General features: G+C 55.4%; 22 protein-coding genes, 6 tRNA genes and 1 other RNA gene. 12 read left to right on the top strand and 17 right to left on the bottom strand.

Going from position 1 to position 24,069, the window contains the following annotated elements; genetic code table 11:
• Window positions 1–219 (top strand): DUF3820 family protein, encoded by a 219-nt coding sequence (locus B8P98_RS07930; RefSeq protein WP_002913440.1) that lies wholly within the window; start codon window positions 1–3, stop codon window positions 217–219.
• Here B8P98_RS07930 and B8P98_RS07935 read toward each other — a convergent pair.
• Entirely contained in the window at window positions 216–1,214 is a 999-nt protein-coding gene (locus B8P98_RS07935) for a bile acid:sodium symporter family protein (protein ID WP_025711432.1), read from the bottom strand. The two genes, B8P98_RS07930 and B8P98_RS07935, sit on opposite strands and share 4 nt — an antisense overlap.
• 88 nt (window positions 1,215–1,302) lie before the next feature.
• On the opposite strand from B8P98_RS07935, the gene B8P98_RS07940 reads away from it, so the two are divergent.
• Complete coding sequence (locus B8P98_RS07940) at window positions 1,303–2,229, top strand: LysR family transcriptional regulator (protein ID WP_095032863.1); 927 nt, start codon at window positions 1,303–1,305, stop codon at window positions 2,227–2,229.
• 82 nt (window positions 2,230–2,311) lie between these two features.
• Here the strand turns inward: B8P98_RS07940 and B8P98_RS07945 are convergent.
• The 5 genes from B8P98_RS07945 to B8P98_RS07965 all read right to left on the bottom strand — a co-directional run bounded on the left by B8P98_RS07945 (window position 2,312) and on the right by B8P98_RS07965 (window position 2,869).
• Window positions 2,312–2,447, bottom strand: a non-coding RNA gene (locus B8P98_RS07945) — RtT sRNA.
• Window positions 2,448–2,469: 22 nt separating this feature from the next.
• Window positions 2,470–2,545, bottom strand: a tRNA-Lys gene (locus B8P98_RS07950).
• Window positions 2,546–2,549: 4 nt separating this feature from the next.
• Window positions 2,550–2,625 (bottom strand) — tRNA-Val (locus tag B8P98_RS07955).
• 46 nt (window positions 2,626–2,671) lie between these two features.
• Window positions 2,672–2,747 (bottom strand) — tRNA-Val (locus B8P98_RS07960).
• Between the two features lie 46 nt (window positions 2,748–2,793).
• Window positions 2,794–2,869 (bottom strand) — tRNA-Val (locus B8P98_RS07965).
• Between the two features lie 259 nt (window positions 2,870–3,128).
• Between B8P98_RS07965 and gltX the strand changes: the two genes are divergently transcribed.
• Window positions 3,129–4,547 (top strand): glutamate--tRNA ligase, encoded by a 1,419-nt coding sequence (gltX, locus tag B8P98_RS07970; protein ID WP_025711430.1) that lies wholly within the window; start codon window positions 3,129–3,131, stop codon window positions 4,545–4,547.
• A gap of 52 nt (window positions 4,548–4,599) precedes the next feature.
• Here gltX and B8P98_RS07975 read toward each other — a convergent pair whose 3' ends face one another.
• Both B8P98_RS07975 and B8P98_RS07980 read right to left on the bottom strand, forming a co-directional pair.
• A complete protein-coding gene (locus B8P98_RS07975; protein ID WP_080896880.1) occupies window positions 4,600–4,992 on the bottom strand; it encodes a MerR family transcriptional regulator in 393 nt (130 codons plus the stop codon).
• Window positions 4,993–4,995: 3 nt separating this feature from the next.
• The gene (locus B8P98_RS07980; RefSeq protein WP_025711428.1) at window positions 4,996–5,349 is read right to left on the bottom strand and encodes a YfeC-like transcriptional regulator; all 354 of its coding nucleotides are present in this window, start codon (window positions 5,347–5,349) and stop codon (window positions 4,996–4,998) included.
• A 219-nt stretch (window positions 5,350–5,568) separates the two neighbouring features.
• Here B8P98_RS07980 and B8P98_RS07985 point away from each other — a divergent pair.
• From B8P98_RS07985 to B8P98_RS07995, 3 genes are all read left to right on the top strand, one after another.
• Window positions 5,569–5,644, top strand: a tRNA-Ala gene (locus B8P98_RS07985).
• A gap of 41 nt (window positions 5,645–5,685) precedes the next feature.
• Window positions 5,686–5,761, top strand: a tRNA-Ala gene (locus B8P98_RS07990).
• Between the two features lie 208 nt (window positions 5,762–5,969).
• On the top strand, window positions 5,970–8,141 hold the full coding sequence (locus tag B8P98_RS07995; RefSeq protein WP_080896881.1) for an EAL domain-containing protein: 2,172 nt from the start codon (window positions 5,970–5,972) through the stop codon (window positions 8,139–8,141).
• A gap of 48 nt (window positions 8,142–8,189) precedes the next feature.
• Here the strand turns inward: B8P98_RS07995 and nupC are convergent, their stop codons facing one another.
• Entirely contained in the window at window positions 8,190–9,392 is a 1,203-nt protein-coding gene (gene nupC / locus B8P98_RS08000) for a nucleoside permease NupC (RefSeq protein WP_025711426.1), read from the bottom strand.
• Window positions 9,393–9,738: 346 nt separating this feature from the next.
• Here nupC and B8P98_RS08010 point away from each other — a divergent pair, with 346 nt between their 5' ends.
• Window positions 9,739–10,980, top strand: coding sequence for an Nramp family divalent metal transporter (locus B8P98_RS08010; RefSeq protein ID WP_042929110.1), 1,242 nt, complete (start codon window positions 9,739–9,741; stop codon window positions 10,978–10,980).
• 60 nt (window positions 10,981–11,040) lie between these two features.
• Here B8P98_RS08010 and B8P98_RS08015 read toward each other — a convergent pair whose 3' ends face one another.
• Together B8P98_RS08015 and mgrA are read right to left on the bottom strand one after the other, a co-directional pair.
• Entirely contained in the window at window positions 11,041–11,400 is a 360-nt protein-coding gene (locus B8P98_RS08015) for a DUF2502 domain-containing protein (protein ID WP_023340588.1), read from the bottom strand.
• A 130-nt stretch (window positions 11,401–11,530) separates the two neighbouring features.
• The gene (gene mgrA / locus B8P98_RS08020) at window positions 11,531–12,523 is read right to left on the bottom strand and encodes an L-glyceraldehyde 3-phosphate reductase (RefSeq protein WP_025711423.1); all 993 of its coding nucleotides are present in this window, start codon (window positions 12,521–12,523) and stop codon (window positions 11,531–11,533) included.
• A 180-nt stretch (window positions 12,524–12,703) separates the two neighbouring features.
• Here mgrA and B8P98_RS08025 point away from each other — a divergent pair, with 180 nt between their 5' ends.
• A complete protein-coding gene (locus B8P98_RS08025; protein WP_025711422.1) occupies window positions 12,704–14,365 on the top strand; it encodes an alpha-keto acid decarboxylase family protein in 1,662 nt (553 codons plus the stop codon).
• On the opposite strand, the gene B8P98_RS08030 is transcribed toward B8P98_RS08025, so the two are convergent.
• Window positions 14,362–15,597 carry an ion channel protein gene (locus B8P98_RS08030; RefSeq protein WP_025711421.1) on the bottom strand — a complete coding sequence of 412 codons (1,236 nt, stop codon included), beginning with the start codon at window positions 15,595–15,597 and terminating at the stop codon, window positions 14,362–14,364. The genes B8P98_RS08025 and B8P98_RS08030 overlap by 4 nt on opposite strands.
• A gap of 263 nt (window positions 15,598–15,860) precedes the next feature.
• Here B8P98_RS08030 and glk point away from each other — a divergent pair, with 263 nt between their 5' ends.
• Entirely contained in the window at window positions 15,861–16,826 is a 966-nt protein-coding gene (gene glk, locus B8P98_RS08035; protein WP_025711420.1) for a glucokinase, read from the top strand.
• A gap of 55 nt (window positions 16,827–16,881) precedes the next feature.
• Here glk and B8P98_RS08040 read toward each other — a convergent pair whose 3' ends face one another.
• Both B8P98_RS08040 and B8P98_RS08045 read right to left on the bottom strand, forming a co-directional pair.
• Entirely contained in the window at window positions 16,882–17,619 is a 738-nt protein-coding gene (locus B8P98_RS08040) for a LytR/AlgR family response regulator transcription factor (protein ID WP_025711419.1), read from the bottom strand.
• A gap of 11 nt (window positions 17,620–17,630) precedes the next feature.
• Complete coding sequence (locus B8P98_RS08045) at window positions 17,631–19,328, bottom strand: sensor histidine kinase (protein WP_025711418.1); 1,698 nt, start codon at window positions 19,326–19,328, stop codon at window positions 17,631–17,633.
• On the opposite strand from B8P98_RS08045, the gene B8P98_RS30755 reads away from it, so the two are divergent.
• Together B8P98_RS30755 and alaC are read left to right on the top strand one after the other, a co-directional pair.
• On the top strand, window positions 19,327–19,452 hold the full coding sequence (locus B8P98_RS30755; protein WP_042929107.1) for a hypothetical protein: 126 nt from the start codon (window positions 19,327–19,329) through the stop codon (window positions 19,450–19,452). The two genes, B8P98_RS08045 and B8P98_RS30755, sit on opposite strands and share 2 nt — an antisense overlap.
• A 258-nt stretch (window positions 19,453–19,710) precedes the next feature.
• Window positions 19,711–20,925: an alanine transaminase gene (gene alaC, locus B8P98_RS08050; protein ID WP_025711417.1), complete on the top strand. Its 1,215-nt coding sequence runs from the start codon at window positions 19,711–19,713 to the stop codon at window positions 20,923–20,925.
• Between the two features lie 70 nt (window positions 20,926–20,995).
• Here alaC and ypdK read toward each other — a convergent pair whose 3' ends face one another.
• The 3 genes from ypdK to B8P98_RS08060 all read right to left on the bottom strand — a co-directional run bounded on the left by ypdK (window position 20,996) and on the right by B8P98_RS08060 (window position 23,043).
• On the bottom strand, window positions 20,996–21,067 hold the full coding sequence (ypdK, locus tag B8P98_RS30400) for a membrane protein YpdK (RefSeq protein WP_099119320.1): 72 nt from the start codon (window positions 21,065–21,067) through the stop codon (window positions 20,996–20,998).
• Window positions 21,068–21,391: 324 nt separating this feature from the next.
• Window positions 21,392–22,588, bottom strand: coding sequence for a CynX/NimT family MFS transporter (locus B8P98_RS08055; RefSeq protein WP_095032864.1), 1,197 nt, complete (start codon window positions 22,586–22,588; stop codon window positions 21,392–21,394).
• Window positions 22,585–23,043: a nucleoside deaminase gene (locus B8P98_RS08060; protein ID WP_025711415.1), complete on the bottom strand. Its 459-nt coding sequence runs from the start codon at window positions 23,041–23,043 to the stop codon at window positions 22,585–22,587. Before B8P98_RS08060 ends, B8P98_RS08055 begins: the two co-directional genes overlap by 4 nt.
• A 131-nt stretch (window positions 23,044–23,174) precedes the next feature.
• Here B8P98_RS08060 and cynR point away from each other — a divergent pair, with 131 nt between their 5' ends.
• Window positions 23,175–24,059 (top strand): transcriptional regulator CynR, encoded by an 885-nt coding sequence (gene cynR, locus B8P98_RS08065; RefSeq protein WP_080896884.1) that lies wholly within the window; start codon window positions 23,175–23,177, stop codon window positions 24,057–24,059.
• The last annotated feature ends 10 nt before the right edge of the window (window positions 24,060–24,069 follow it).

A 24,069-nucleotide genomic window follows, 5' to 3' on the forward strand; every position in this document is an offset into this window, starting at 1 on the left:
GTGGATAAAGCGCAGCTGGTCGAGATAGCCAATACCGAGATGCCGTTCGGGAAATACAAGGGACGTCGTTTAATCGACGTCCCGGAAGAGTATTTGTTGTGGTTTGCGCGCAAGGATCAATTCCCTGCCGGCCATCTCGGCGAACTGATGGCGTTGACCCTGCTGATTAAAACCGAGGGGCTGAGCGATCTGGTCCAGCCCCTGAAGAAAGCGCGTTAAGCTTTGGCGGCGTTGGCCTTTTCCTGCGCGATACGCGCATCGGTCTGCTGCTTGTAGCGCCGCGCCAGCACTGCGCAGACCATCAACTGGATTTGATGGAAGATCATCAACGGCAGCACCATGATGCCGAGGATGGAGGTCGGGAAGAGAATATTGGCCATCGGAATGCCGTTGGCCAGACTCTTTTTCGAACCGCAGAAGACGATAGTTATTTCATCGGCTTTGTTAAAGCCGCAGCGGCGGGCGACAAACATATTGACCGCGATGACGATGGCCAGCAGTACCAGGCTGACAATCACGATAAACAGCAGCGATCCCAGACCGACTTTATGCCAGATGCCGTTCACCACCGCCTCGCTAAAGGCGGAGTAAACCACCAGCAGAATTGAAGTCTGGTCGGTTTTACCAATCCACTTCTTATGTTTCGCCACCCAGTTGCCGATCCACGGCCGTGATAAATGGCCAAGCACGAAAGGCAGCAGCAGTTGCAGCATGATCTTCCCGACCTGCTCGAGGCTGCCGCCTGCGCCATGGAGGTTCATCAGTACCCCCACCAGCAGCGGGGAAATAAAGATGCCCAGCAGGCTGGAGGCCGAGGCTGAACAGACTGCCGCCGCGACGTTGCCTCCGGCCAGGGAGGTAAAAGCGATAGCAGATTGCACGGTGGCCGGCAGAATGCACAGATAGATAAAGCCGCTGTAGAGCATCGGATCGACATTCACCGGGGCCCACCAGGCAAACAAAACCCCCAGTACCGGGAAGAGGATGAACGTGCTGCACATCACCCACAGATGCAAGCGCCAGTGACTGCCGCCGGCGATAATCGCTTCCCGGGAGAGTTTAGCGCCGTGCATAAAGAACAGCAGGGCGATGGCCGCGGTGGTCAGATGTTCAAAGAAGGGGACGAATGCGCCACGGGCCGGAAAGAATGAGGCCAGCAGGACAACGACGATCAGCGTTGCCGTAAAGGGATCGAGAATGCGGAAAAGTTTCATAAACGCTCCTGAAAAGAGATGCGCTATTGTGCTTTTTTTCATTTGAGAAATAAAATTGATTTATTGCATCTATTCATGAATAAAAAAGATGAATTACTCTCTGCGTCAGTTAAAAGTGTTCGTCACCGTCGCCCGGGCTAAAAGCTTCAGCCGGGCAGGGGAGATGATTGGCTTGAGCCAGTCGGCTGTCAGCCACAGCGTTAAAGAGCTGGAGCATCAGACCGGCGTTCGTCTGCTCGATCGTACCACCCGCGAAGTGGTGCTTACCGAAGCGGGCCAACAGCTGGCGGGCAGGCTGGAGCGTTTGCTTGATGAACTGGCGGTGACGCTGCGCGACGCCGGGCGGGTAGGACAGCAGCTGAGCGGGACCGTTAAGGTCGCCGCCAGCCAGACGATTTCGGCCCACCTGATCCCGCAGTGTATTGCCCACAGTAATCGACGATACCCTGATATTGATTTTGTGCTGCATGACCGTCCCCAGCAGTGGGTGCTGGAGAGTATTCGCCATGGGGAAGTGGATTTCGGCATTGTGATCGACCCTGGCCCGGCGACAGACCTGCAGTGTGAGGGCGTGCTGGCGGAGCCCTTTTTACTCCTGTGTCGGGAGGATCATCCTTTTGCCGACCTGACGGAAGTACCATGGCAGGCGTTGCAGGATGAAAGACTGATCCTGCAGGATTATGCCTCCGGTAGTCGCCCTTTGATTGATGCAGCCCTCAGTAGGCTGGCTATCCGGGCGAATATTGTGCAGGAGATTGGCCACCCGGCAACTCTCTTTCCGATGGTGGAATCGGGGATTGGCATCAGCGTACTGCCGGCGCTGGCGTTGCCGTTACCGCAGGGAAGCCATTTGACGGTGAAGCGACTGACCCCGGTGGTCGAGCGGCAGCTGATGCTGGCATGCCGGAAAAATCGTTCGCTGTCGACTGCCGCTCAGGCGTTATGGGAAATTGTGCGTGAGGAAGGAGAGAATTTAACCGCCGCCAGGGTTGAAGATCCGCTTTATCAGCGCTGACAAGGGGACTGCTGGGGGCGAACTCGCGGCAGGTTGTGTTTTACGCATAGCAAAAAGGCGCCTTTAGGGCGCCTTTTTACATTGGTGGGTCGTGCAGGATGACTCGGCTTCGCCTCGCCCTTCGGGCCGTCGCCGTGAGCGGCTCCGTTGTCTCACTTCGTTCGACCCGAACCTGCTGCAGGTCCGAATCGTTGAGTTCAGCGCATAGCAAAAAGGCGCCTTTAGGGCGCCTTTTTACATTGGTGGGTCGTGCAGGATTCGAACCTGCGACCAATTGATTAAAAGTCAACTGCTCTACCAACTGAGCTAACGACCCGAAGTGGTGGGTGATGACGGGATCGAACCGCCGACCCCCTCCTTGTAAGGGAGGTGCTCTCCCAGCTGAGCTAATCACCCACTTCGGTACTTCATATTTTGACAGAAAATCCAGCTGGCGAGAAAGTGGTGGGTGATGACGGGATCGAACCGCCGACCCCCTCCTTGTAAGGGAGGTGCTCTCCCAGCTGAGCTAATCACCCACTTCGGTACTTCATATTTTGACAGAAAATCCAGCTGGCGAGAAAGTGGTGGGTGATGACGGGATCGAACCGCCGACCCCCTCCTTGTAAGGGAGGTGCTCTCCCAGCTGAGCTAATCACCCCCGCTGTGTGGAGTCGCATTATAGGGAGAGTTGAAAATGAGTCAACGCCTTTTCTAAAGAATTCGTTCGTTCGTCGTAAAATTAAACAAAGCGATCGCAAAACCGGCGGCATAGTATGATTTATAAACAAAAATGGCAAACCGTGACGTTCCGACGGGAACAACATTGAGGAATCAGCCCACGGTGTTAGAATATTGACCCATAATTTCCACCGGACATTGCCGGCTATCGGCATCTTTATTAAACGTAAGGCCAATTCATGAAAATCAAAACTCGCTTCGCGCCAAGCCCAACAGGCTATCTGCACGTTGGCGGTGCGCGTACTGCTCTCTATTCCTGGCTTTTTGCCCGTAACCACGGCGGTGAGTTTGTGCTGCGTATTGAAGACACCGATCTCGAACGCTCCACCCCGGAAGCAATTGAAGCCATCATGGACGGCATGAACTGGCTGAATCTGCAATGGGATGAAGGTCCCTATTACCAGACCAAACGTTTCGACCGTTATAACAACGTGATCGATGAGATGCTGGAAGCCGGCACCGCTTATAAATGCTATTGCTCGAAGGAGCGTCTGGAAGCGCTGCGTGAAGAGCAGATGGCGAACGGTGAGAAGCCGCGTTACGACGGCCGCTGCCGCCATAGTCACGAGCATCATGCGGATGATGAGCCTTGCGTCGTGCGTTTCGCTAACCCGCAGGAAGGTTCGGTTATCTTTGACGACCAGATCCGCGGACCGATTGAGTTCAGCAACCAGGAGCTGGACGATCTGATCATTCGCCGCACCGATGGTTCCCCGACCTATAACTTCTGCGTCGTCGTGGATGACTGGGATATGGCGATCACTCACGTGATCCGTGGTGAAGATCATATCAACAACACGCCGCGCCAGATCAACATCCTCAAAGCGCTGAATGCGCCGGTGCCGGTTTACGCCCACGTATCGATGATCAATGGCGATGATGGTAAAAAACTGTCCAAACGCCACGGTGCGGTCAGCGTGATGCAGTATCGTGACGACGGCTACCTGCCGGAAGCGTTGCTCAACTATCTGGTTCGTCTGGGCTGGTCCCATGGCGATCAGGAGATCTTCACCCGTGAAGAGATGATCGAGTTCTTCTCGCTGGGGGCGGTGAGCAAGTCCGCCAGCGCGTTCAACACCGATAAACTGCTGTGGCTGAACCATCATTACATCAATACGCTGCCGGCGGATTATGTGGCGACGCATCTGCAGTGGCATATCGAGCAGGAAAATATCGATACCCGTAACGGCCCGCAGCTGGCCGAGCTGGTGAAACTGCTGGGCGAACGTTGCAAAACGTTGAAAGAGATTGCCCAGAGCTGCCGCTACTTTTATGAAGAGTTCGCAGAGTTCGACGCTGATGCAGCGAAGAAACATCTGCGTCCGGTGGCGCGTCAGCCGCTGGAAGTGGTTCGCGATAAGCTGGCGGCGATCGGCGACTGGACGGCGGAAAACGTTCACCACGCCATTCAGGCAACCGCTGATGAGCTGGAAGTGGGCATGGGTAAAGTCGGTATGCCGCTGCGCGTGGCTGTGACCGGGGCAGGGCAGTCTCCTGCGCTTGACGTTACCGTTCACGCTATTGGTAAATCGCGCAGCGTAGAGCGTATTAATAAAGCACTGGCTTTTATCGCGGAACGTGAGGCTCAGGCCTCCTGATAGCGATGTAGAGGAAACAACGGCAGGTCATCCCTGCCGTTTTTTATGCCCGCTACCTGGGGCTGGCGATGCCCAGGCGGCTAAGAAAACCGCTAATCCCTTCCCGGGCCAGCAGATCGCGTAGCCGTAATTGTTCTTCCTGAGTCATCAGATGAAGGGTCTCTGTGATCTGCCGCCAGACCACGTCGGCTTCATTGACCAGGTAAGCGCCCGGCGATTCCGCGAGATCATTATCGCTAAACAAATGGCGCCTGGCAGGGATGTTAGTGAGAAATTCCAGCACCGGCTGGTCGATGACCACCAGTCGTGCTCGTCCACCTTTGACGCCGGGAATTGCCTCCGTACGCCATTTTTTCTCCCGAACCCAGCGATTGATGGTTTGTCTTGCCAGCCCCAGACAGTCAGCAAGCTCTGCGGGTGTCATTTTATCTTTCAGTTTCATCATCGTTTACCGATCGCGGATCCCTAACCGAAGCAGTAACCCGGTGATCCCTTCGCGCAGCAGCAGCGACATAAGCTGTTTCTGCTCGCTGGGGGTCAATTCTTTACAGAGGGTCAACAGCAGCGATTCCAGATCGCTGTCGTGGGTGGAATAGGCGCCGGGCGTCTCTGCCACGCGCTGAGCACTGCGGATGAACTCTCTGACCTGCTCATTGACATGGACCAGTCGCGCTTTGCCCCCCTGGACGCCAGGCCGTGGAGAGGTCTGCCAGCCTTCTTTCCGCACCCACTTATTGATAGTTTGCCGGCTGTAGCCAGTCAGATGGGCGATTTCTTCAGGTGTCATTCGTTCCTTGAGCATACTATTTCCTGAGTAAATGTATGGGAATTAGCTGTCCATGTTATAGCATCCTTTTACTTGAAAAGGTGACCAGTTTAACTTCTGGCTGCGATAAGGCTCGCATTGTCAGCAAGTTGCCTGCTTTTTCAGCGATTGAATCGGCTGGGATAATTTTGCCGTTGACACCTGAGCGAGGAATTCATATTATGCCGCCCGTCAACACGACACGCTTTACGTTACGGGGCTATAGCTCAGCTGGGAGAGCGCTTGCATGGCATGCAAGAGGTCAGCGGTTCGATCCCGCTTAGCTCCACCAAATTCTGCACCCAGCGGATTTGGTTCGTAAAGAGGTCCTGTGGGGCTATAGCTCAGCTGGGAGAGCGCTTGCATGGCATGCAAGAGGTCAGCGGTTCGATCCCGCTTAGCTCCACCAAAATTCAGAACCCTCGCCTTGGCGGGGGTTTTTGTTTTTATATGCTTTCATGTAAAGCACTTTCTGGTTAAGTCAGTTAATCTCCAGCAATTAAAATCGAAAGTAATTTCAGACTTTTTCCTGATAAATCACCTTGCCTACCCTAAATAAGCAACATAACATTCCCCCATTAAACGTAATGAGGTTGTTGGAGTTTTAATTAACAATAATGGTTGATAAAATTAACATTAATATCAAAAAAACTCTGTTGGCCTTTATCGTCTGTTTAGTCGCCATTCCGCTGGCCCGTTTTATTTCACCGCAAACGGTTATTGATGGCAATCTTATTTATATTGCCTGGCTGCCAATCGGCGTAATGTTTTCTGTTATTTTTATCTTCGGCCGCTATGCGATCGCGCCATTAATTCTCGCGTTTGCCATCACCAATAGTTTTATCATCAAATTAACGCTACCACAGGCGTTTATCTTACTTTTTTGTCAGCTATTCGCGGTATTCGTTTCCTGCGCTATTTTACGTCTGATAGTGGGTAAGCGCTGGCGCTGTGGTCCTACGGCGAAGCATATGGGGGCGCGAATCTTCTGGGGCGGCTTCTTTGCACCGGTACTGTTGAAGATCACCATGTATCTCGCCGGGCAATATTTTGCGTTTCCATTATCGATTACCAGCTATTTTGGTAGTATGCCGTTGATTTATACCGTGATAGATATCCAAAGTTTAATCAGCGCGGCATTAATTTTTACCACGTTCCTTTATTATCCAATGCGGATGATTATCAGTCTACGCTATGCCCGGCGTTTTTGGCGGCAGGAATGTTTACCGTGGCTGGCACCGCAATATCGCTCCTTTACCCTATATTGGTTTATCGCGCTGGCGCTGATATTAACGCTATTATGTGCGCCGTATCAGTCTGAATTTATTGCCGGTTATTTAGTTCCGGTTATTTTTATTGTCTACTTTATCGGTATCAGTCGAATAGGTCATGCGCTGCTGCGTATTTCATGGTCTGTCTCGGCCTTTTTGCTGGTGGTATATAACAAAAACTTTCTCCAGGGAGTGCAAAGTGAGTATTCACTGTCCTTTGTGCTGTCGGTACTGATCTCCTTTACTATCTGTTTGTTTTATATGGCCGACATTTATGCCCGCAGCGACCGTAATAAGCGCCGCTGGCGCAGCCAGGCGGAAGAGGATCCGCTGACCGGCTTGCCTAACCTGCGCGCGCTGGAGAGTCATTTACAGAGTGGTTCTCAGCAAGCCGTCTGCAGCCTGCGTATTGATAATCTCGATTTCCTCAGTCGGCATTATGGCCTGATGATGGGGGTAGACTGTAAACGGCAAATCATTCGGGCGCTGCAGCCTCTGCTGGGGGCAGCGGATAAAGTCTTCCAGGTACCGGGTAGTGAATTAATCCTTGTGCTAGGCGGACCCGATCCCGCGGCGCGACTGAACCATATGGTCGCCATTCTCAACCACAAAAAATTCAGCTGGCACAATCAGCCTCTGGACCTGGAGTTTGGCGCGGCATGGAGCCGCTACGATGGCCAGGGTGAGGCGCTACATCCGATGCTCGGCCAGCTAAGCTGGCTGTCCGAACAGGCGGGGAGCGAACGTCGGGTGCTGGCGCTGGATGAGGAGCAGGAGCTGGTGGTGGATCAAACGACCGAGCAGGTACGCCTTCTGATGCGTGTTAAACAGGTCCTTAAAGCACGGGCGCTGGTGCTCTATGCACAGCCGATTCAGAATGCGGCAGGAGAGGGGTATTACGAGATCCTTACCCGTATGCGCAGTGGCGACAACGTCATCATGCCCGATCAGTTTATTCCGCTGATTGTGCAGTTTAACCTAAGCCAGCGCTTTGACATGCTGGTACTGGAGACTTTGTTTAGTTCGCTTCATCGGCATCCTGGGCAACAATTCTCGGTCAATCTGTTGCCTTCAACCCTGATGCAAAAAGACAGCGCCGCGCAGATTATCGCGCTGTTTAAACGCTATGGTGTTTCACCGGGTCTTATCACGATTGAAGTGACTGAAGAGCAGGCGTTCTCCAATGCCGATACCAGCCAGAAAAACCTTGAAGCGCTGCGCGCGTTTGGTTGCGCTATCGCCATTGATGATTTTGGCACCGGATATGCGAACTATGAACGGCTGAAGAACTTGCAGGCCGATATCATTAAAATTGACGGCTGCTTCGTGCGCGACATTCTGACCGATCCCCTGGACGCCATCATGGTGAAATCGATTGTTGAGATGGCGCGAGTGAAACAGATGAGCGTGGTGGCGGAATATGTCGAAAGCGAACCGCAAAAAAGGCGCCTGCTGGAGCTGGGCGTGAATTATCTGCAGGGTTACCTGGTCGGTAAGCCGCAGCCGTTGAATGAGTGAAAGATAAAAAAAAGCCGGGCATTGCCCGGCTCAGATGATTGACGTGTATTACAGAACCAGTGCCGCAATGGAAGCGGACAGCACGCTGACCAGCGTGGAGCCGTAAACCAGCTTCAGGCCGAAGCGAGATACCACGTTGCCCTGTTCTTCGTTCAAGCCTTTGATCGCCCCGGCGATGATACCGATAGACGAGAAGTTGGCGAAGGAAACCAGGAAGATGGAGATAATGCCTTCCGCGCGTGGAGAGAGCGTTGAGGCGATTTTCTGCAGATCCATCATGGCGACGAATTCATTGGAGACCAGCTTAGTGGCCATAATACTGCCCACCTGCAGTGCTTCGCTTGCCGGCACGCCCATCACCCAGGCGACCGGGTAGAAGATATAGCCGAGGATCCCCTGGAAGGAGATGCTGTAACCAAACCAGCCGGTCACGGTGGCGAACAGCGCGTTCAGCGCGGAGATCAGTGCGATAAAACCGATCAGCATCGCTGCCACGATGATCGCAACTTTAAAGCCCGCCAGAATATACTCGCCCAGCATTTCGAAGAAGCTTTGACCTTCGTGCAGATTCGACATCTGCAGATTTTCTTCACTTTGTTCCACGCGGTACGGGTTAATCAATGACAGCACGATAAAGGTGCTGAACATGTTTAGCACCAGCGCCGCGACGACATATTTCGGCTGCAGCATGGTCATGTACGCGCCTACGATGGACATCGACACGGTAGACATCGCCGTCGCCGCCATGGTGTACATGCGGTTGCGCGACATTTTGCCGAGAATATCTTTATACGCGATAAAGTTTTCCGACTGACCGAGGATCAGCGAGCTCACGGCGTTGAAGGACTCCAGCTTGCCCATACCGTTGACTTTTGACAGAACGGTACCGATAGCGCGGATGACAATCGGCAGGATACGAATATGCTGCAAAATACCAATCAACGCGGAAATGAAGACGATAGGGCACAGAACCTTAAGGAAGAAGAAGGCCAGACCTTTGTCGTTCATGCTGCCGAACACGAAGTTTGTCCCTTCGTTGGCAAAGCCGAGGAGTTTTTCAAACATCTCGGAGAAGCCTTTCACAAAACCCAGACCAATATCGGAGTTCAGGAAGAACCAGGCCAGCAGGACTTCAATGACAAGCAGTTGAACAACATAACGAATACGGATCTTTTTACGGTCATGACTGACCAACAGGGCCAGTATAGCCACCACAACGATCGCGAGGACAAAATGCAAGACGCGGTCCATAGTTGCTCCAAATATGAGGCAGGTTAAATTTCCGTGCACATTCTATGCAACGGCTTTAAAGAAAACGAGATCAATTGCACACTATTGCAAGGAACTGTGACCAATGGCAAAAATAGTGATCAAACATCCACTTTTGTTATGTTACGTAAAGGTTTTAAAAGTTGCATTCTTGTACTATTCTTAATAGCGGGCTCGATCTCGTTTTCTGACGCCCGTATTTCATTTCCGGCCAGCAATTGTTCCCTTCTATCACAGCAATCATTATCTCCATCCCAAATGAACTTGATAATCATTCGCATTTTGATAGCATGAAACATAGCAAAGGCTATATTTCCAGAGGCAGAAGATGACTAGCAGTCGCGTTGAGAATAGCAGTAGTCGCGCCGCACGCAAGGTGAAGCTCGCCTTAATGGGGCCAGCCTTCGTCGCTGCCATTGGCTATATCGATCCCGGTAATTTCGCCACAAACATTCAGGCCGGCGCCAGCTTTGGCTATCAGTTGCTATGGGTGGTGGTGTGGGCCAACCTGATGGCGATGCTGATCCAGGTGCTCTCTGCCAAACTGGGCATAGCCACCGGCAAAAACCTGGCCGAGCAGATCCGCGATCATTACCCGCGACCAGTGGTGTGGTTTTACTGGGTACAGGCAGAAATTATTGCCATGGCCACCGATCTGGCTGAATTTATCGGCGCCGCGATCGGCTTTAAACTGGTGCTGGGCGTGTCGCTCCTGCAGGGAGCGGTGCTGACCGGAGTGGCAACGTTCCTGATCCTGATGTTGCAGCGGCGTGGACAAAAACCGCTTGAAAAGGTGATCGGCGGGCTGCTGCTGTTTGTCGCTGTGGCCTATGTCGTGGAGTTAATCTTTTCTCAGCCTGCGCTGGCTCCCCTGACTAAAGGGCTGGTGATCCCGACGCTGCCCAACGGCGAAGCGGTATTCCTGGCCGCCGGGGTGCTGGGCGCGACCATCATGCCGCACGTTATCTACTTACACTCCTCGCTTACTCAGCATCTGCACGGCGGGACGCGGAAAGAGCGCTATAACGCGACCCGCTGGGATGTGGCGATCGCCATGACTATTGCCGGGTTCGTCAATCTGGCGATGATGGCAACGGCCGCCGCGGCGTTCCATTTTAATGGCCATACCGGCGTGGCCGATCTCGATCAGGCCTACAGGACGCTGGAGCCGCTGTTGAGCCACGCGGCGGCGACTATCTTTGGTCTCAGTCTGGTCGCCGCAGGCTTGTCGTCGACGGTGGTGGGCACGCTGGCAGGCCAGGTCGTGATGCAGGGATTCATCCGTTTTCATATTCCGCTGTGGTTTCGCCGGGCGGTCACCATGCTGCCGTCGTTTGTGGTGATCCTGCTGGGGCTGGATCCTACGCGCATTCTGGTAATGAGTCAGGTCCTGCTGAGCTTTGGTATTGCACTTGCCCTGGTGCCGCTGCTGATATTTACCAGCAATGCGAAACTGATGGGAGATTTAGTGAATTCCCGTTGGGTGAGAGGTATTGGCTGGGCCATTGTGGTTATCGTGGTGAGTCTCAACGGCTGGTTAATTGTGGGGTCGCTGCTCGGGGTGGCGTAATTCATTACCCGTGCTGGTTAAAGTAAAGGGGAGCCAATAGGCTCCCCTTTAAGTCTGTTGTTAGTGATGGCCATGTCCATGCCCGTGACCGCGCCCACCCGGGCCGCGTCCCCAGCCGCCGCGGTGGTCGTCGCGGTCGCTCCAGCCCGCACGATAGCCGCGCTCCCAGGCTTTATTTTTGCCCTTATCCCAGCCGCGGTGCCAGCCGTTGTCATGACGATGCCAACGGTTATCACGCCATTCATAGTGACGACGCCAGTAATCACGGTCGCGCCAGCCGCCACCGTCCCAGTAGTTACCGTAATTGTCACGATCGCCTATTTGTAATTTTACCGATGGCAGCAGGGTGATTTCACCAGCGTTAGCGACTAGTGGCGCTGCGGCCAGCAGTACTGCTGCCAGAATCAGTGACCTGAACATACTCTTCTCCTTCACGATCGGGGCCGTAAGCGGCCTGTTAACCTGATATTACGGGCCGGTAAAGACCCGTCGCATCGGACGAACTCCGAAAGCACAGAAAAGAGCACTTTTTGCTAAAGTAACATTTGCTTTACAGTTCAAGGATGGCATCGATGGCCGCGCATTCCTCGGCGCTGAAATGACGATTCTGTAGCATGCCGACCGCATCATCCAGCTGTGCGGTTTTACTGGCGCCGATCAACACAGAGGTGACTTTCTCCTCGCGCAGCACCCAGGCCAGAGCCATCTGCGACAGCTTCTGCCCGCGCGCTTCCGCCAGGGCATTCAGCTGACGGATTTTATCTACTTTGGCGGCGGTGAGTTGCTCCGGCTGCAGAAAGCGGCTGCTGCTGGCGGCGCGCGAGTCGGCCGGGATACCGTTCAGATAGCGATCGGTAAGCTGTCCGCCGGCCAGCGGTGAAAACGCTATGCTTCCCACCCCTTCCGTCTGCAGAAAATCTAATAGACCCTCTTCCACTCCACGTTCAAACATCGAGTAGCGAGGCTGGTGAATGATGCAGGGCGTACCGAGGTCGTTAAGGATCTTCACCGCCTCCCGCGCCTGGGGCAGAGGATAGTTGGAAATGCCGACGTACAGCGCTTTACCCTGACGGACCAGATGATCGAGCGCACGCATCGTTTCCATTAGCGGCGTCTGTGGATCAGGCCGGTGATGGTAAAAAATATCGACGTATTCCAGCCCCATGCGTTTAAGGCTCTGGTTAAGACTGGCCACCAGATATTTACGTGATCCCCAGTCGCCGTAAGGGCCGTCCCACATGGTGTAACCTGCTTTGGTGGAGATGATCAACTCATCGCGATAGGGCAGGAGCGACTCTTTCAGGATGCGGCCAAAATTGCTCTCCGCCGAACCCGGCGGCGGCCCATAGTTATTGGCCAAATCGAAATGGGTAATACCGAGATCAAAGGCGTGCAGGAGCATCTGACGGCTGATCTCCACGCGTGTTTCATCACCAAAGTTGTGCCACAGACCAAGGGAAATTGCCGGCAGCTGCAGGCCGCTGCGTCCGCAACGGCGATACTCCATCGTTTGATATCGCGTGGTACTTGCCTGGTAAACCATTCTTCCTCCGCAGATAAAACAGGGTGTGTATACGTTTACACTAATCAATGTTTTGCGTGGAGTACACTGCTTTTTCGGCGTAATTATTGCTTTACACTGCCATTATCGTCCCCCTTCTGGACAGGCGGATCGCTTATTCAATACTCAAATTACACCTGCGCCACAATGAGGATAATGGATATGCAACCGACCTACACTATTGGGGATTATCTGCTGGATCGCCTCGTCGACTGCGGTATTGACCGCTTGTTCGGCGTGCCGGGAGATTACAACTTACAGTTTCTCGACCGCGTCATTGCGCATAATGCGTTGGGGTGGGTCGGCTGCGCCAACGAGCTGAATGCGGCGTATGCTGCTGACGGTTATGCGCGCATCAAAGGCGCCGGTGCGCTGCTGACCACCTACGGCGTCGGCGAACTGAGCGCGCTGAACGGCATTGCGGGGAGCTATGCCGAGCATATTCCGGTGCTGCATATCGTCGGGGCGCCCTCTACCGGTGCCCAGCAGCGTGGCGAACTGCTGCACCATACTCTTGGCGACGGCGATTTTCGCCATTTCGCCCGCATGAGCGAGCAGATCACCTGTAGCCAGGCGCTGCTGACCGCCGGTAACGCCTGCCATGAAATCGACCGCGTTCTGCGCGACATGCTGACGCATCATCGGCCCGGCTATCTGATGCTGCCGGCCGATGTCGCCAGAGCAGCAGCGATTGCGCCGGCCCAGCGCTTGCAGGTGGACGCGACCCCGGCGGATGAAAACCAACTGGCCGGATTCAGCGAACATGCCAGTCGCCTGCTGCGGGGCAGTCGACGCATTTCCCTGCTGGCAGACTTCCTGGCGCAACGCTATGGTCTGCAGAACACGCTCCAGGCGTGGGTGGCGAAAACCCCCATTGCCCACGCGACGATGTTAATGGGCAAGGGGTTGTTCGATGAGCAGCAGCGCGGTTTTGTCGGGACCTACAGCGGGATTGCCAGCGCGCCGCAGACCCGGGAGGCGATCGAAAATGCCGACACCATCATCTGTATCGGTACGCGCTTCACCGACACCATCACCGCGGGATTTACCCAGCATCTGGCGCGGGAGAAGACCATAGAGATCCAGCCCTTCGCCGTCAGGGTGGGTGATCACTGGTTCAGCGGCGTGCCGATGGATCAGGCTCTGGCTGCGCTGATGACACTCTCCGCTCCGCTGGCGGCGGAGTGGGCGGCGCCTCAGGTCGTGCCACCGGAAGTGGAAGAGGAGGCCGAAGGCGAGTTAACCCAGAAGAATTTCTGGTCGACAGTGCAGGATGCGCTGCGCCCCGGCGATATTATCCTCGCCGATCAGGGGACGGCGGCATTTGGCATCGCGGCGCTAAAGCTGCCGTCAGAGGCATCCCTGATCGTCCAGCCGCTATGGGGTTCGATTGGTTTTACCCTTCCGGCCGCGTATGGCGCGCAAACCGCGGCAGCAGAGCGGCGGGTGGTGCTGATCGTCGGCGATGGTGCCGCCCAGCTGACGATCCAGGAGATGGGCTCTATGCTTCGCGATAAACAAAAGCCGCTTATTTTGCTGCTCAATAATGAAGGGTATACCGTAGAGCGAGCTATTCATGGCCCTGAGCAGCGCTACAATGACATTGCCCTGTGGGACTGGCAGCGGCTGCCGGAAGCTTTTGCCCCGGACGTTGCCTCGCGCTGTTGGCGGGTCACGCACACGGCTGAGTTACGGGAAGCGATGGCGGAAAGCATCACCTCCGATACCCTTACCCTGGTCGAGGTGATGCTGCCGAAAATGGATATCCCCGATTTCCTGCGCGCGGTGACCCAGGCGCTGGAGGAGCGAAACAGCCGCGTTTAGTCGGTATGTCGTTTAGCAATCATCAATGGCCTCCCGGCCAGTAACAGCCAGGCCGGGAGCATCACAATGCACAGCAGCGGCAGCAGAGTCGTATCCGGGACCACCACGGCGGCCATAAACAGGCTCAGCCAGCCGTCGCGGGTGACGACCAGCACCATGCCGAGGATCGCACAGGAGACGGTGATCGCCGCCGGTACGGCGTCAACGTGGGCATGCAGCATCAGCCCCAGCGCTACCCCGACGAAGACCGCCGGGAAAATCCGTCCGCCGCGAAAGCCACAGGCCGAGGCGAGAACCAGTGCCGCAAGCTTCACCAGCGCGATAAGCAGAAAATCGGCAGCGGTCAGCGTCTGGCTGAAGGCCAGCTGCTGCATCTCATCCAGTCCCTTAAACAGAGTGACATGCCCGCCAATGGTTCCGAGGATCCCCAGCAGCAATCCGCCAATGCCCAGAGTCAGGATTGGGTTTTTCAGCCGATGCATCAGGGTATGCAAACGCGGCAGGCACCACACGGCAACCATACCGACGGCGATCGCAATCAGGGCAACGATGATGCCGCTGATGATATCGACGAAGCGCATCTGGACATAGTGCGGAATGGGTAGCGAGAACTGAGGATGGAAAAACAATCGGGTGGTCAGCGCGCCAGCGGCGGCAGCGAGCAGCGGGGCAAACAGACGATCCCACAGCGGGGTATCATTATTGCTGTTGAGGGTTTGCGAAAAAATCAGCGCGGCAGCCACCGGGGTGCCGAAGAGGGCGCCGATAGTGCCTGAGGCCGCGAGAATGGTCCAGTCCAGTGAACTGACGCGTGGGAACAGCCGCGAGCCGATAGCGACGGCCAGCGCAATATTCACCACCATAATCGGATGCTCCGGGCCGAGGCTGACGCCGCCGGCGAGGCCAAGGATCAGCGCTGCCAGTAGTCCGGGCAGCGCGCCGGAGGCTATAGGAGCGCCAATGAGCGATTCCGTTGCCGGATCCGGCCCGGCGTGACCGGGGCTGTAGCGAACCACCAGGCCCACGGCCAGACCTGTCGCGGTGAGCATAGCGATGATCCACAATGGGCTGTCGGCGCTCACCCCAAACTGTCCTGGCAGATTACTCCACAGCACCTGCTGCAGTAGCGCGGCAACTTTCATCGCGACAATCAGGACCAGACTGGAGGCGATACCAATCAGGATGGCTGGCACCGACAGGATCAGCATTGTTCTGGCGCGAGGATGGAGCATGAAAAGGTCCTTGTCAAAGTTCTGGAGCACTACTTTGCCTTCGTCGGCCGGGACCGTCGATGCAAATGGTGCTGAAACGATAAAGTTAAGGTGGCGTCTGATATCCGGTGCGTCCTTTACAGGCTACTTTGCATAGATTACAAACTAAATGTGACCTGTGTCGCTAAACAAGGGGCGTCTGCGCGTTGGACGTTGTTGTTAAGCCGCCATGAATTTACAGTGTGCCAAAAGATTTATTTTGACTTTAGCGGAGCCGTAACGGAATGACAAAATTTGCTTTAGTAGGAGATGTCGGGGGGACAAATGCCCGCCTGGCGCTATGTGATCTGGCGAGCGGAGAGATCTCTCGTGCAAAGACCTATTCCGGGCTCGATTTTCCTAGTCTGGAGGCGGTGGTGCGCGTCTATCTGGAGGAGCACCAGGTGACGGTCAAGGAAGGTTGTATCGCCATCGCCTGCCCGATCACCGGCGACTGGGTGGCCATGACCAACCATACCTGGGCTTTCTCTATCGCCGAGATGAAGCGCAACCTTGGCTTTGCGCACCTGGAGATTATTAACGATTTTACCGCCGTTTCAATGGCCATTCCGATGCTCAAAGCTGAACACCTCATTCAGTTTGGCGGCAGCGCGCCGGTAGCCGGCAAACCGATCGCCGTGTATGGTGCCGGAACCGGGCTGGGCGTGGCACATCTGGTCCACGTTGATAAGCGTTGGGTCAGCCTGCCGGGCGAAGGCGGCCATGTCGATTTTGCGCCGAATAGCGAAGAAGAGGGGATTATTCTGGAAGAGCTGCGCGCTGAGCTGGGACATGTCTCCGCAGAACGCGTGCTTTCCGGTCCGGGACTGGTCAATTTGTACCGTGCGATTGTCAAATCGGATGGCCGACTGCCAGAGAACCTGCAGCCGCGCGAGGTGACTGAGCGGGCGCTGGCTGACAGCTGCACCGACTGCCGCCGGGCGTTGTCGCTGTTCTGCGTCATTATGGGGCGCTTTGGCGGTAACCTGGCGCTGACTCTGGGGACGTTTGGCGGGGTGTATATCGCCGGAGGCATCGTGCCACGCTTCCTGGAGTTTTTTAAAGCCTCCGGCTTCCGCGGCGGCTTTGAAGATAAAGGCCGTTTCAAAGCCTATGTCCAGGATATTCCGGTTTACCTGATCGTACATGATAATCCAGGTCTGCTGGGCTCTGGCGCCCATCTGCGCCAGACGCTGGGCCAGGTGCTTTAAGCGTATTTCCTCCCGGGCTACCGCCGTAGCCCGGACGGCGGAGCTCTCCGCCGTCTTACAGATTCATCAGCTGGCGAAACTCTTTCACCTTACTGCGGCTTACCGGGACCTGAAACTCAAGGTCGCGCAGGCGTAGCACATAGGTATTGTTGAACCACGGTTCAATTTCACGAATTTTGCTGAGGTTCACGCAGTACGAGCGGTGGCAGCGGAAGAAGTGCGCGGCGGGTAGCTTATTACAGAATTCGGTGATGTTCATCGGCATGACGAATGATTCCCGCCGGGTGTAGACGAAGGTCATCTTCTCATGCGCCTCGGCGTAGTAGATATCATGGATGCTGGTGACGATGATCCGCTCATCTTTAATCAGGTTGATAGTATCGTTTTCACGCGGCGCCGCGCTGCCTCCCCCGGAAGCGGCGTTATTCTGCTGTTGCCAGGCGGCGGTCAGTTTTTGCAGCATATTGATGATGCGCGACTCCTGGTAGGGTTTGAGAATATAGTCAAACGCCTCCAGCTCAAAGGCTTCCACGGCATGTTCTTTCCATGCGGTGATAAAGACAATAAAAGGCTTATGAGCAAACTGACTGATGTTCTGCGCCAGCAGGACGCCGTCCAGCGACGGAATATTGATATCGAGAAAAATGGCGTCGACCTTGTTGTGCTGGAGGAATTTCAGCACGTCCAGGCCGTCGTCGAAACTGCCGACGATCTCCATCTGGCTGTGGGTGTTAATAAGCCAGGAGAGTTCCTGCTGGGCCAGAAACTCATCCTCCACAATGATAACTTTCATCTTTTCTCCGCTCATGACAACAGAGACTCCGTCAGCGCCTGCGGCGTTTGGTGATTGGGGACATAAAAGGCAATTTCTGTTCCCGGCGTGAGCGTGCGAATATGTAGCCCCTCGCCGTAGAGAAGCTTCACCCGATGATGAACGTTGAGCAGACCAATTTTATTCCCCGGCATTTCATCGGCTTCCACGCGGGCAACCACGGCGGGATCGATGCCATTACCGGTATCGCGAACGCTGATACGTACCCGATTGCCGCACTCATTGACGCCGATCGTCACCACGCCTTTGCCTTTACAGGGCTGTATGCCGTGAACGATGGCGTTTTCCACCAGCGGCTGGATAAGCAGGCTCGGGATCACGCAGCTAACGTCGTCGTCAATATCATAGATGACCGTCAGCTTGTCACCGAATCGCGCCTGTTCAATGGCGATGTAATCTTTGATCTGATACAGCTCTCTTTTGATATCAATCTGCTCATCGTCTTTTAATTCAATGTTATAGCGCAGGTAGCGCGACAAATTAAAAATAAGCTGGCGCGCGGTGTCTGGATTAAGGCGAATCGAGGAGGAGATCGCGTTGAGAGCATTAAATAAAAAATGCGGGTTAATCTTGCTTTGCAGCGCGCGCAATTCCGCTTTGTTGGCCATCTCCCGCAGCTGTTCGGCGCGGGAGACTTCCAGCTGGGTGGAGATAATTTGCGACAGGCCTATCGCCATCTCCTGCAGCGTCGAAGTGATGCGATGGGCGTGGCAGTAGTAGATTTTTAGCGTGCCGGTCACCACCCCTTTTTCCCACAGCGGGATCACCATCAAGGAGTGGATCTCCGGCGTGCGGTGAGCTTCGTCATTGTTTTTTATGATGATTTTTCCATAACGAATCGCCTGGCGGGTGGTAGGACTGATCATATCGTCGTGGCGTTGATAGTTGGCTTCACCGACGCCCACGTAGGCCAGCACGTGTTCGGTATTAGTGATCGCCACCGCGTCGGCGGTAATATCGCGGCGGATAATCTCGCAAACCTGGCGCAGCGAGTCACTGTTGACATGCCGAAACAGTGGCAAGGTTTTGTTGGCAATGTCGAGCGCCAGTTTCGCCTGCCGCGCTGCGCTGGCCTCCTTTTCCCCTTCCACGCTCTGCACCAGCAACACGATAAAACCGATACAGACGCTGCCGAGGATCATCGGGATACCGATTTTCGAAACAATATCCACGCCGAGGCTCAGGGAAGGTGCCCACACCACCACCAGGATCATGGTCAGGGACTCACATACCATCCCGGCCAGAATGCCGATTTTCCAGCGTTGATCGCGGGCCACTTTGCGGTTAATCAACCCCGACAGCAGACCGGCGACAATACTGGTGATAAAGCAGGGTACGGCGGTCACGCCGTCGATATCGATCAGATAGCGGTGTACGCCGGCAATCACCCCGACAATCGCTCCCACCCAGGGGCCAAACAGGATGCCGCCGGACATCACGGCAATAATGCGCACGTTGACCAGTGAACCCTCCACCGGGACGCCGGACCAGGTGCTGAACAGTGCGAACAGCGAGAAAATGGCGGTCACCGCCAGCAGCTCTTTCGGTGTATGGGCTGATTTGTGCAACAGTTCGCGGAACAGGCGCAGGCGAATGAGGAAAAACAGGCAAATAAGCATCAGGGCCGCACGATCATAGACCGCCAGCATCATAGTAAAGATTTCGTGCATGGGTGCGCCGCGTCAGTGGCCAGAAAAGGACATGATAAAAAACCTGACGGCAGAAGGCCAGCCGCAGAAAGATAATGCGGAAAAGGCGTACTTTTTAAAGGGGATTAATGGATGGGCACCGTGATAGCGGCAGTCACGTCTTTTAACGAAAAATATCTGTGAAAATAAAGATATCAACGTGTTATCACACTTATGCAACTCTGCATTATTCCGGCGATGCATTGCCGCATTTACTGCGGCCGAGACCCGTTTTTTCCGCCAGAGATTATTTTTTGTCAGGGCCCTCGACAACATGAATTTTTTCAGGTTATTTTCTAAACGAGCCGCAACAGCGGCAGCGTCGCTCGGACGGTCCGGGCGCTAACGTTAACCAGAGGAACCTATGGCTGAATCCAGTCCTGAACGTCGTTTTACGCGTATCGATCGTCTCCCTCCGTACGTTTTTAACATCACTGCTGAACTCAAAATGGCTGCGCGTCGGCGCGGCGAAGATATTATCGATTTCAGCATGGGCAATCCCGATGGCGCGACGCCGCCGCATATAGTGGAAAAACTCTGCACCGTCGCCCAGCGGCCAGACACCCATGGTTACTCTACCTCGCGGGGGATCCCACGCCTGCGTCGCGCCATTTCGCGCTGGTATGAAGAACGCTATAACGTCGATATCGATCCGGAATCGGAAGCGATTGTCACCATTGGTTCGAAAGAGGGGCTGGCGCACCTGATGCTGGCGACCCTGGATCATGGCGATACCGTCCTGGTGCCAAACCCCAGCTATCCTATCCATATCTATGGTGCGGTGATCGCCGGGGCGCAGGTGCGCTCGGTGCCGCTGGTGGAAGGGGTGGATTTCTTTAACGAGCTGGAACGCGCCATCCGCGAAAGTTATCCGAAGCCGAAGATGATGATCCTTGGCTTTCCCTCGAATCCGACCGCGCAGTGCGTGGAGCTGGATTTCTTTGAAAAGGTCGTTGCCCTGGCTAAGCAGTATGACATCCTGGTCGTCCACGATCTGGCCTATGCCGATATTGTGTATGACGGCTGGAAAGCGCCCTCCATCATGCAGGTGCCCGGCGCGCGGGATGTCGCCGTCGAGTTCTTTACCCTGTCGAAAAGCTATAACATGGCCGGCTGGCGGATTGGCTTTATGGTGGGTAATAAGACCCTGGTGAATGCCCTTGCTCGTATCAAAAGCTATCATGACTACGGCACGTTCACCCCGCTGCAGGTGGCGGCGATCGCGGCACTGGAGGGCGATCAGCAGTGCGTGCGTGATATTGCCGAACAGTATAAGCGCCGTCGTGATGTGCTGGTCAAAGGGCTCCATGAGGCCGGCTGGATGGTGGAGTGTCCGAAAGCGTCCATGTACGTCTGGGCGAAAATACCGGAACCTTATGCCGCGATGGGCTCGCTGGAGTTTGCGAAGAAGCTGCTGAATGAAGCGAAGGTCTGCGTCTCGCCGGGAATTGGCTTCGGCGATTATGGCGACACGCATGTCCGTTTCGCGTTAATCGAGAATCGGGATCGTACGCGTCAGGCGATCCGCGGCATCAAGGCGATGTTCCGCGCAGATGGTCTGCTGCCAGCCGCGAGCTAGCGGTTTGACGAACACGACATAACAAAAACGGGAGCCATCAGGCTCCCGTTTTTTTTGACACGGCTGCAGTCTAGATCATCAGGGCGAAAGTACCGGCCCAAACGATGACCATAAAAGAGAGACCCATAAAGAAGTATTTCACGACTCATCACTCCACGCGCTTATGCGACGTTCAAATGAATTAATTGTTCTGTTTTTCCGGAGCTGTCGCGGATGAAAAATCATGCTGCGGCAGCTCGCAATTCTGTGTGCTTTGTGCTCCAGATGGCGCTAATGTACGCCTAAAAAATGAGGGAGACAAGAGGCATTTTTTTATTAATTTTTAGTTACTTACGAGTGTCGTGATTCGGCGACACATTAATTTCACTCGGTAATAAATTTAGCGCCAGCGACGCGCGGAAAACGGCTTTAACGGGGATAAAGTGGGCGACGCGCGGCATCGGCTTCGCCACGCGCCGGTGCCGGTTCAGTGCAGGTCAGAGGTGCGCTGTTGCCACTCAGAGGGGTAGTGCGCTGGAATAAAACGCAGTGTAAGCGCCATGAGTAGCAGAACGCAGATCGCATGCCAGGACCAGTCAAGCGTGTAGTTCCCGCTCAGGCTACGCAACAGGCCGGAAAGCCAGGGGGAGAGGCCAGCGATGATAAATCCAATACCTTGCATAAAGGCTACCAGCCTGCCGGCTACCGCCGGTTGTCCGGCGTGATCCAGCGCCAGCACCAGACAAAGGGGAAAGGCGCCGCCCAGTCCCACGCCGCAGGCGATAGCCCAGAGTGCAGAGAAGTGCTCTGGCAGCCAGATGAAGCCGCAAAAGCCAGTTAACTGTAGCGCCAGAGCCAACAGAAGAAGCTGACGCCGGTCATCCTGGCGTGCCAGCGCCGGGAGCAGCAGGGCGCCGACAGTTTGCCCAACGGTGAGCAGCGCCAGCAGCGAGCCGCTGTCCTGGGCGCTGTCGCCAAGCTGAATATAGTACGGCGGTAGCCAGGCGATCAGGCTGGCGTAGCCCGCATTGATCAATCCGAAATAAAGTCCCAGCGTCCAGGCGCGGCGTTGTCGAAAAACGGCGACCCGGGGAAGCTCGTCATGCTGATGAGGAGCGCAGGGCAATTGCCGACAAATCGTCAGCCAGCTGACCAGCGCCAGCAGCGCAGGGAGCGCCCACCAGGCCAGCGCCTGGTGCCAGGCTGCGCTGTGTGATGCCATCCAGGGTGTGAGCGCAGCACCTAACCTCCCGCCGCCCATCAGTGCCGCCGACCATAACCCCATCACCAGAGGCGTCCGCCGGGTGAACAGTCGCTTAATCACCGCCGGGATGGCGGCCTGGATAATACCGATGCCAATTCCTCCGGCCAGGGCGCTGCTGAGCAGTAAGGCGCTGTGCGGGGCAATTTCCCGCAGCAGGGCGCCTACCGCGATAATCAGCAGACTCAGTGCAATACTGCGGTTTTGACCGATAAAACGATCGACCCAGCCGCCGGCCAGGGCCAGCACGCCCATCGCGATCACCGGCAGCGCGGTCAGGAGAGCGGCCAGGGTATAGCTCATCCCGCTGGCGGCGCGGATGTCCGGCAGCAAAGGGCCAATGGAGGTAAGCAGCGGCCGCATATTGATTCCAATCAGCACCAGGACTGCCAGCGTCAGGTTTTGTCGCAGCGCTGATTTCATGACTGCTGTTCCGCCCAGCGCTGATAAAGTGCCAGCCCCTCCGGCTGTGGGCGATGATGGATCGGTAATGTCTGTTGCGCCAGCGGTTGCTGCAACTGCTGATAAATCGCGGCGGTTGAGAGCTGAAAGGGTTCTCCATCCTGATTACTGTTGGCGAAAAACACTTCCCGTACGCCGGTTAAATAGAGTGCGCTGAGACACATCGGGCAGGGTTGCCCGCTGGCATAGATGACGCATTCGCGCAGCACCGCGCTTCCCAGCCTGGCGGCAATATCGCGAACAGCATTCAGTTCGGCGTGCGCCGTTGGGTCGCCGTTCAGATGAAAGGTATTGACGGCCTCGGCGACCATCTGGTCATGGCGCACCAGCACGGCACCGAAGGGGCGGCCGCCGTGGGTAACGTTTTGATCTGCCAGCGCTAAGGCGCGCTGGAGATAGCGATCGTGAGCGGACATTGTCACTCCTGCACAAGCTGTGATTGAAAGTGAAAATAAGGGGAATGATGTGGAGAGAGTACGCAACTTGTTTCATAAGTTAAAAGACTTATTTATGATGCACCCTATTGGAATTACTTATAGGTAGGCAAATGCTCTTGCGCCATCTTTCCTACTTCATCGCTGTGGCTGAACATCGCGGCTTTACCCGCGCCGCCGCAGCGCTGCATGTCTCACAGCCCGCGCTGTCACAGCAGATCCGCCAGCTGGAAGCAATGCTTGAGGTTCAGCTCTTCGATCGTTCAGGCCGCCATACCCGCTTAACTGATGCCGGAGAGATCTGGCTGGAGTATGCCCGACGCGCCTTACGCGATCTTGAGGAGGGACGTCGCGCCCTGCATGATGTGCAAGATCTCCAGCGGGGAAGACTACGCATCGCTATGACGCCGACTTTTACCACTTACCTGCTCGGGCCGCTGATGGGAGCATATTATCGACGCTACCCCGGAGTGAAAGTGCTTATTCAGGAAATGAACCAGGAACGGATGGAGGCGATGTTGCTGGAGGATGAAATTGATATAGGGATTGCCTTTGACGAAAGCCTCTCGCGGGATATTGTGGCTCAGCCGTTGCTGACTGAAACCCTCGCGCTGGTGGTGAGTCGTGCGCATCCGCTGGCACGAGAGAGCTACCTGCAGTTGCCGGCTCTCGACGCGCAGCCATTGATTTTACTCAGCAGCGAGTTTGCTACCCGCGAACAGATCGATCGTTATTGCCACCGTCATCGGCTCGAACCAGACGTGCGGATGGAGGCTAATTCGATTGGCGCCGTTCTGTCGATCATTCGATGCACGCCGCTTGCGACGCTGCTGCCGGCGACGATCGCCGGGCAGTATGATGATGTGGTGGCGCTTGAGCTAAGACCTGCGCTGCTACAACGAACGGCCTGTTTATTGCAGCGCCAGGGCGCCTGGCAGAGCGCCGCGTCGCGCGAATTCATCGCCATGGCGCAGCAGATTGCTGCCACGCTGGTTTGATGGTTGGCAT

Source organism: Klebsiella quasivariicola (assembly GCF_002269255.1).
Lineage (GTDB): Bacteria > Pseudomonadota > Gammaproteobacteria > Enterobacterales > Enterobacteriaceae > Klebsiella > Klebsiella quasivariicola.

What these genes read in the sequence shown, in the direction of transcription:
- B8P98_RS08060 (WP_025711415.1), bottom strand. Translation starts at nt 23,043, where the DNA reads ATGTCCGCTCACGATCGCTATCTCCAGCGCGCCTTAGCGCTGGCAGAT.
- B8P98_RS07935 (WP_025711432.1), bottom strand. Translation starts at nt 1,214, where the DNA reads ATGAAACTTTTCCGCATTCTCGATCCCTTTACGGCAACGCTGATCGTC.
- B8P98_RS08015 (WP_023340588.1), bottom strand. Translation starts at nt 11,400, where the DNA reads ATGTTCAGGTCACTGATTCTGGCAGCAGTACTGCTGGCCGCAGCGCCA.
- B8P98_RS07940 (WP_095032863.1), top strand. Translation starts at nt 1,303, where the DNA reads ATGAATTACTCTCTGCGTCAGTTAAAAGTGTTCGTCACCGTCGCCCGG.
- B8P98_RS08030 (WP_025711421.1), bottom strand. Translation starts at nt 15,597, where the DNA reads ATGCTCCATCCTCGCGCCAGAACAATGCTGATCCTGTCGGTGCCAGCC.
- B8P98_RS30755 (WP_042929107.1), top strand. Translation starts at nt 19,327, where the DNA reads ATGGGTGCGCCGCGTCAGTGGCCAGAAAAGGACATGATAAAAAACCTG.
- gltX (WP_025711430.1), top strand. Translation starts at nt 3,129, where the DNA reads ATGAAAATCAAAACTCGCTTCGCGCCAAGCCCAACAGGCTATCTGCAC.
- B8P98_RS08040 (WP_025711419.1), bottom strand. Translation starts at nt 17,619, where the DNA reads ATGAAAGTTATCATTGTGGAGGATGAGTTTCTGGCCCAGCAGGAACTC.
- B8P98_RS08010 (WP_042929110.1), top strand. Translation starts at nt 9,739, where the DNA reads ATGACTAGCAGTCGCGTTGAGAATAGCAGTAGTCGCGCCGCACGCAAG.
- B8P98_RS08045 (WP_025711418.1), bottom strand. Translation starts at nt 19,328, where the DNA reads ATGCACGAAATCTTTACTATGATGCTGGCGGTCTATGATCGTGCGGCC.
- nupC (WP_025711426.1), bottom strand. Translation starts at nt 9,392, where the DNA reads ATGGACCGCGTCTTGCATTTTGTCCTCGCGATCGTTGTGGTGGCTATA.
- cynR (WP_080896884.1), top strand. Translation starts at nt 23,175, where the DNA reads ATGCTCTTGCGCCATCTTTCCTACTTCATCGCTGTGGCTGAACATCGC.
- B8P98_RS08025 (WP_025711422.1), top strand. Translation starts at nt 12,704, where the DNA reads ATGCAACCGACCTACACTATTGGGGATTATCTGCTGGATCGCCTCGTC.
- glk (WP_025711420.1), top strand. Translation starts at nt 15,861, where the DNA reads ATGACAAAATTTGCTTTAGTAGGAGATGTCGGGGGGACAAATGCCCGC.
- alaC (WP_025711417.1), top strand. Translation starts at nt 19,711, where the DNA reads ATGGCTGAATCCAGTCCTGAACGTCGTTTTACGCGTATCGATCGTCTC.
- B8P98_RS07980 (WP_025711428.1), bottom strand. Translation starts at nt 5,349, where the DNA reads ATGCTCAAGGAACGAATGACACCTGAAGAAATCGCCCATCTGACTGGC.
- B8P98_RS07975 (WP_080896880.1), bottom strand. Translation starts at nt 4,992, where the DNA reads ATGATGAAACTGAAAGATAAAATGACACCCGCAGAGCTTGCTGACTGT.
- mgrA (WP_025711423.1), bottom strand. Translation starts at nt 12,523, where the DNA reads ATGGTTTACCAGGCAAGTACCACGCGATATCAAACGATGGAGTATCGC.
- B8P98_RS07995 (WP_080896881.1), top strand. Translation starts at nt 5,970, where the DNA reads ATGGTTGATAAAATTAACATTAATATCAAAAAAACTCTGTTGGCCTTT.
- B8P98_RS08055 (WP_095032864.1), bottom strand. Translation starts at nt 22,588, where the DNA reads ATGAAATCAGCGCTGCGACAAAACCTGACGCTGGCAGTCCTGGTGCTG.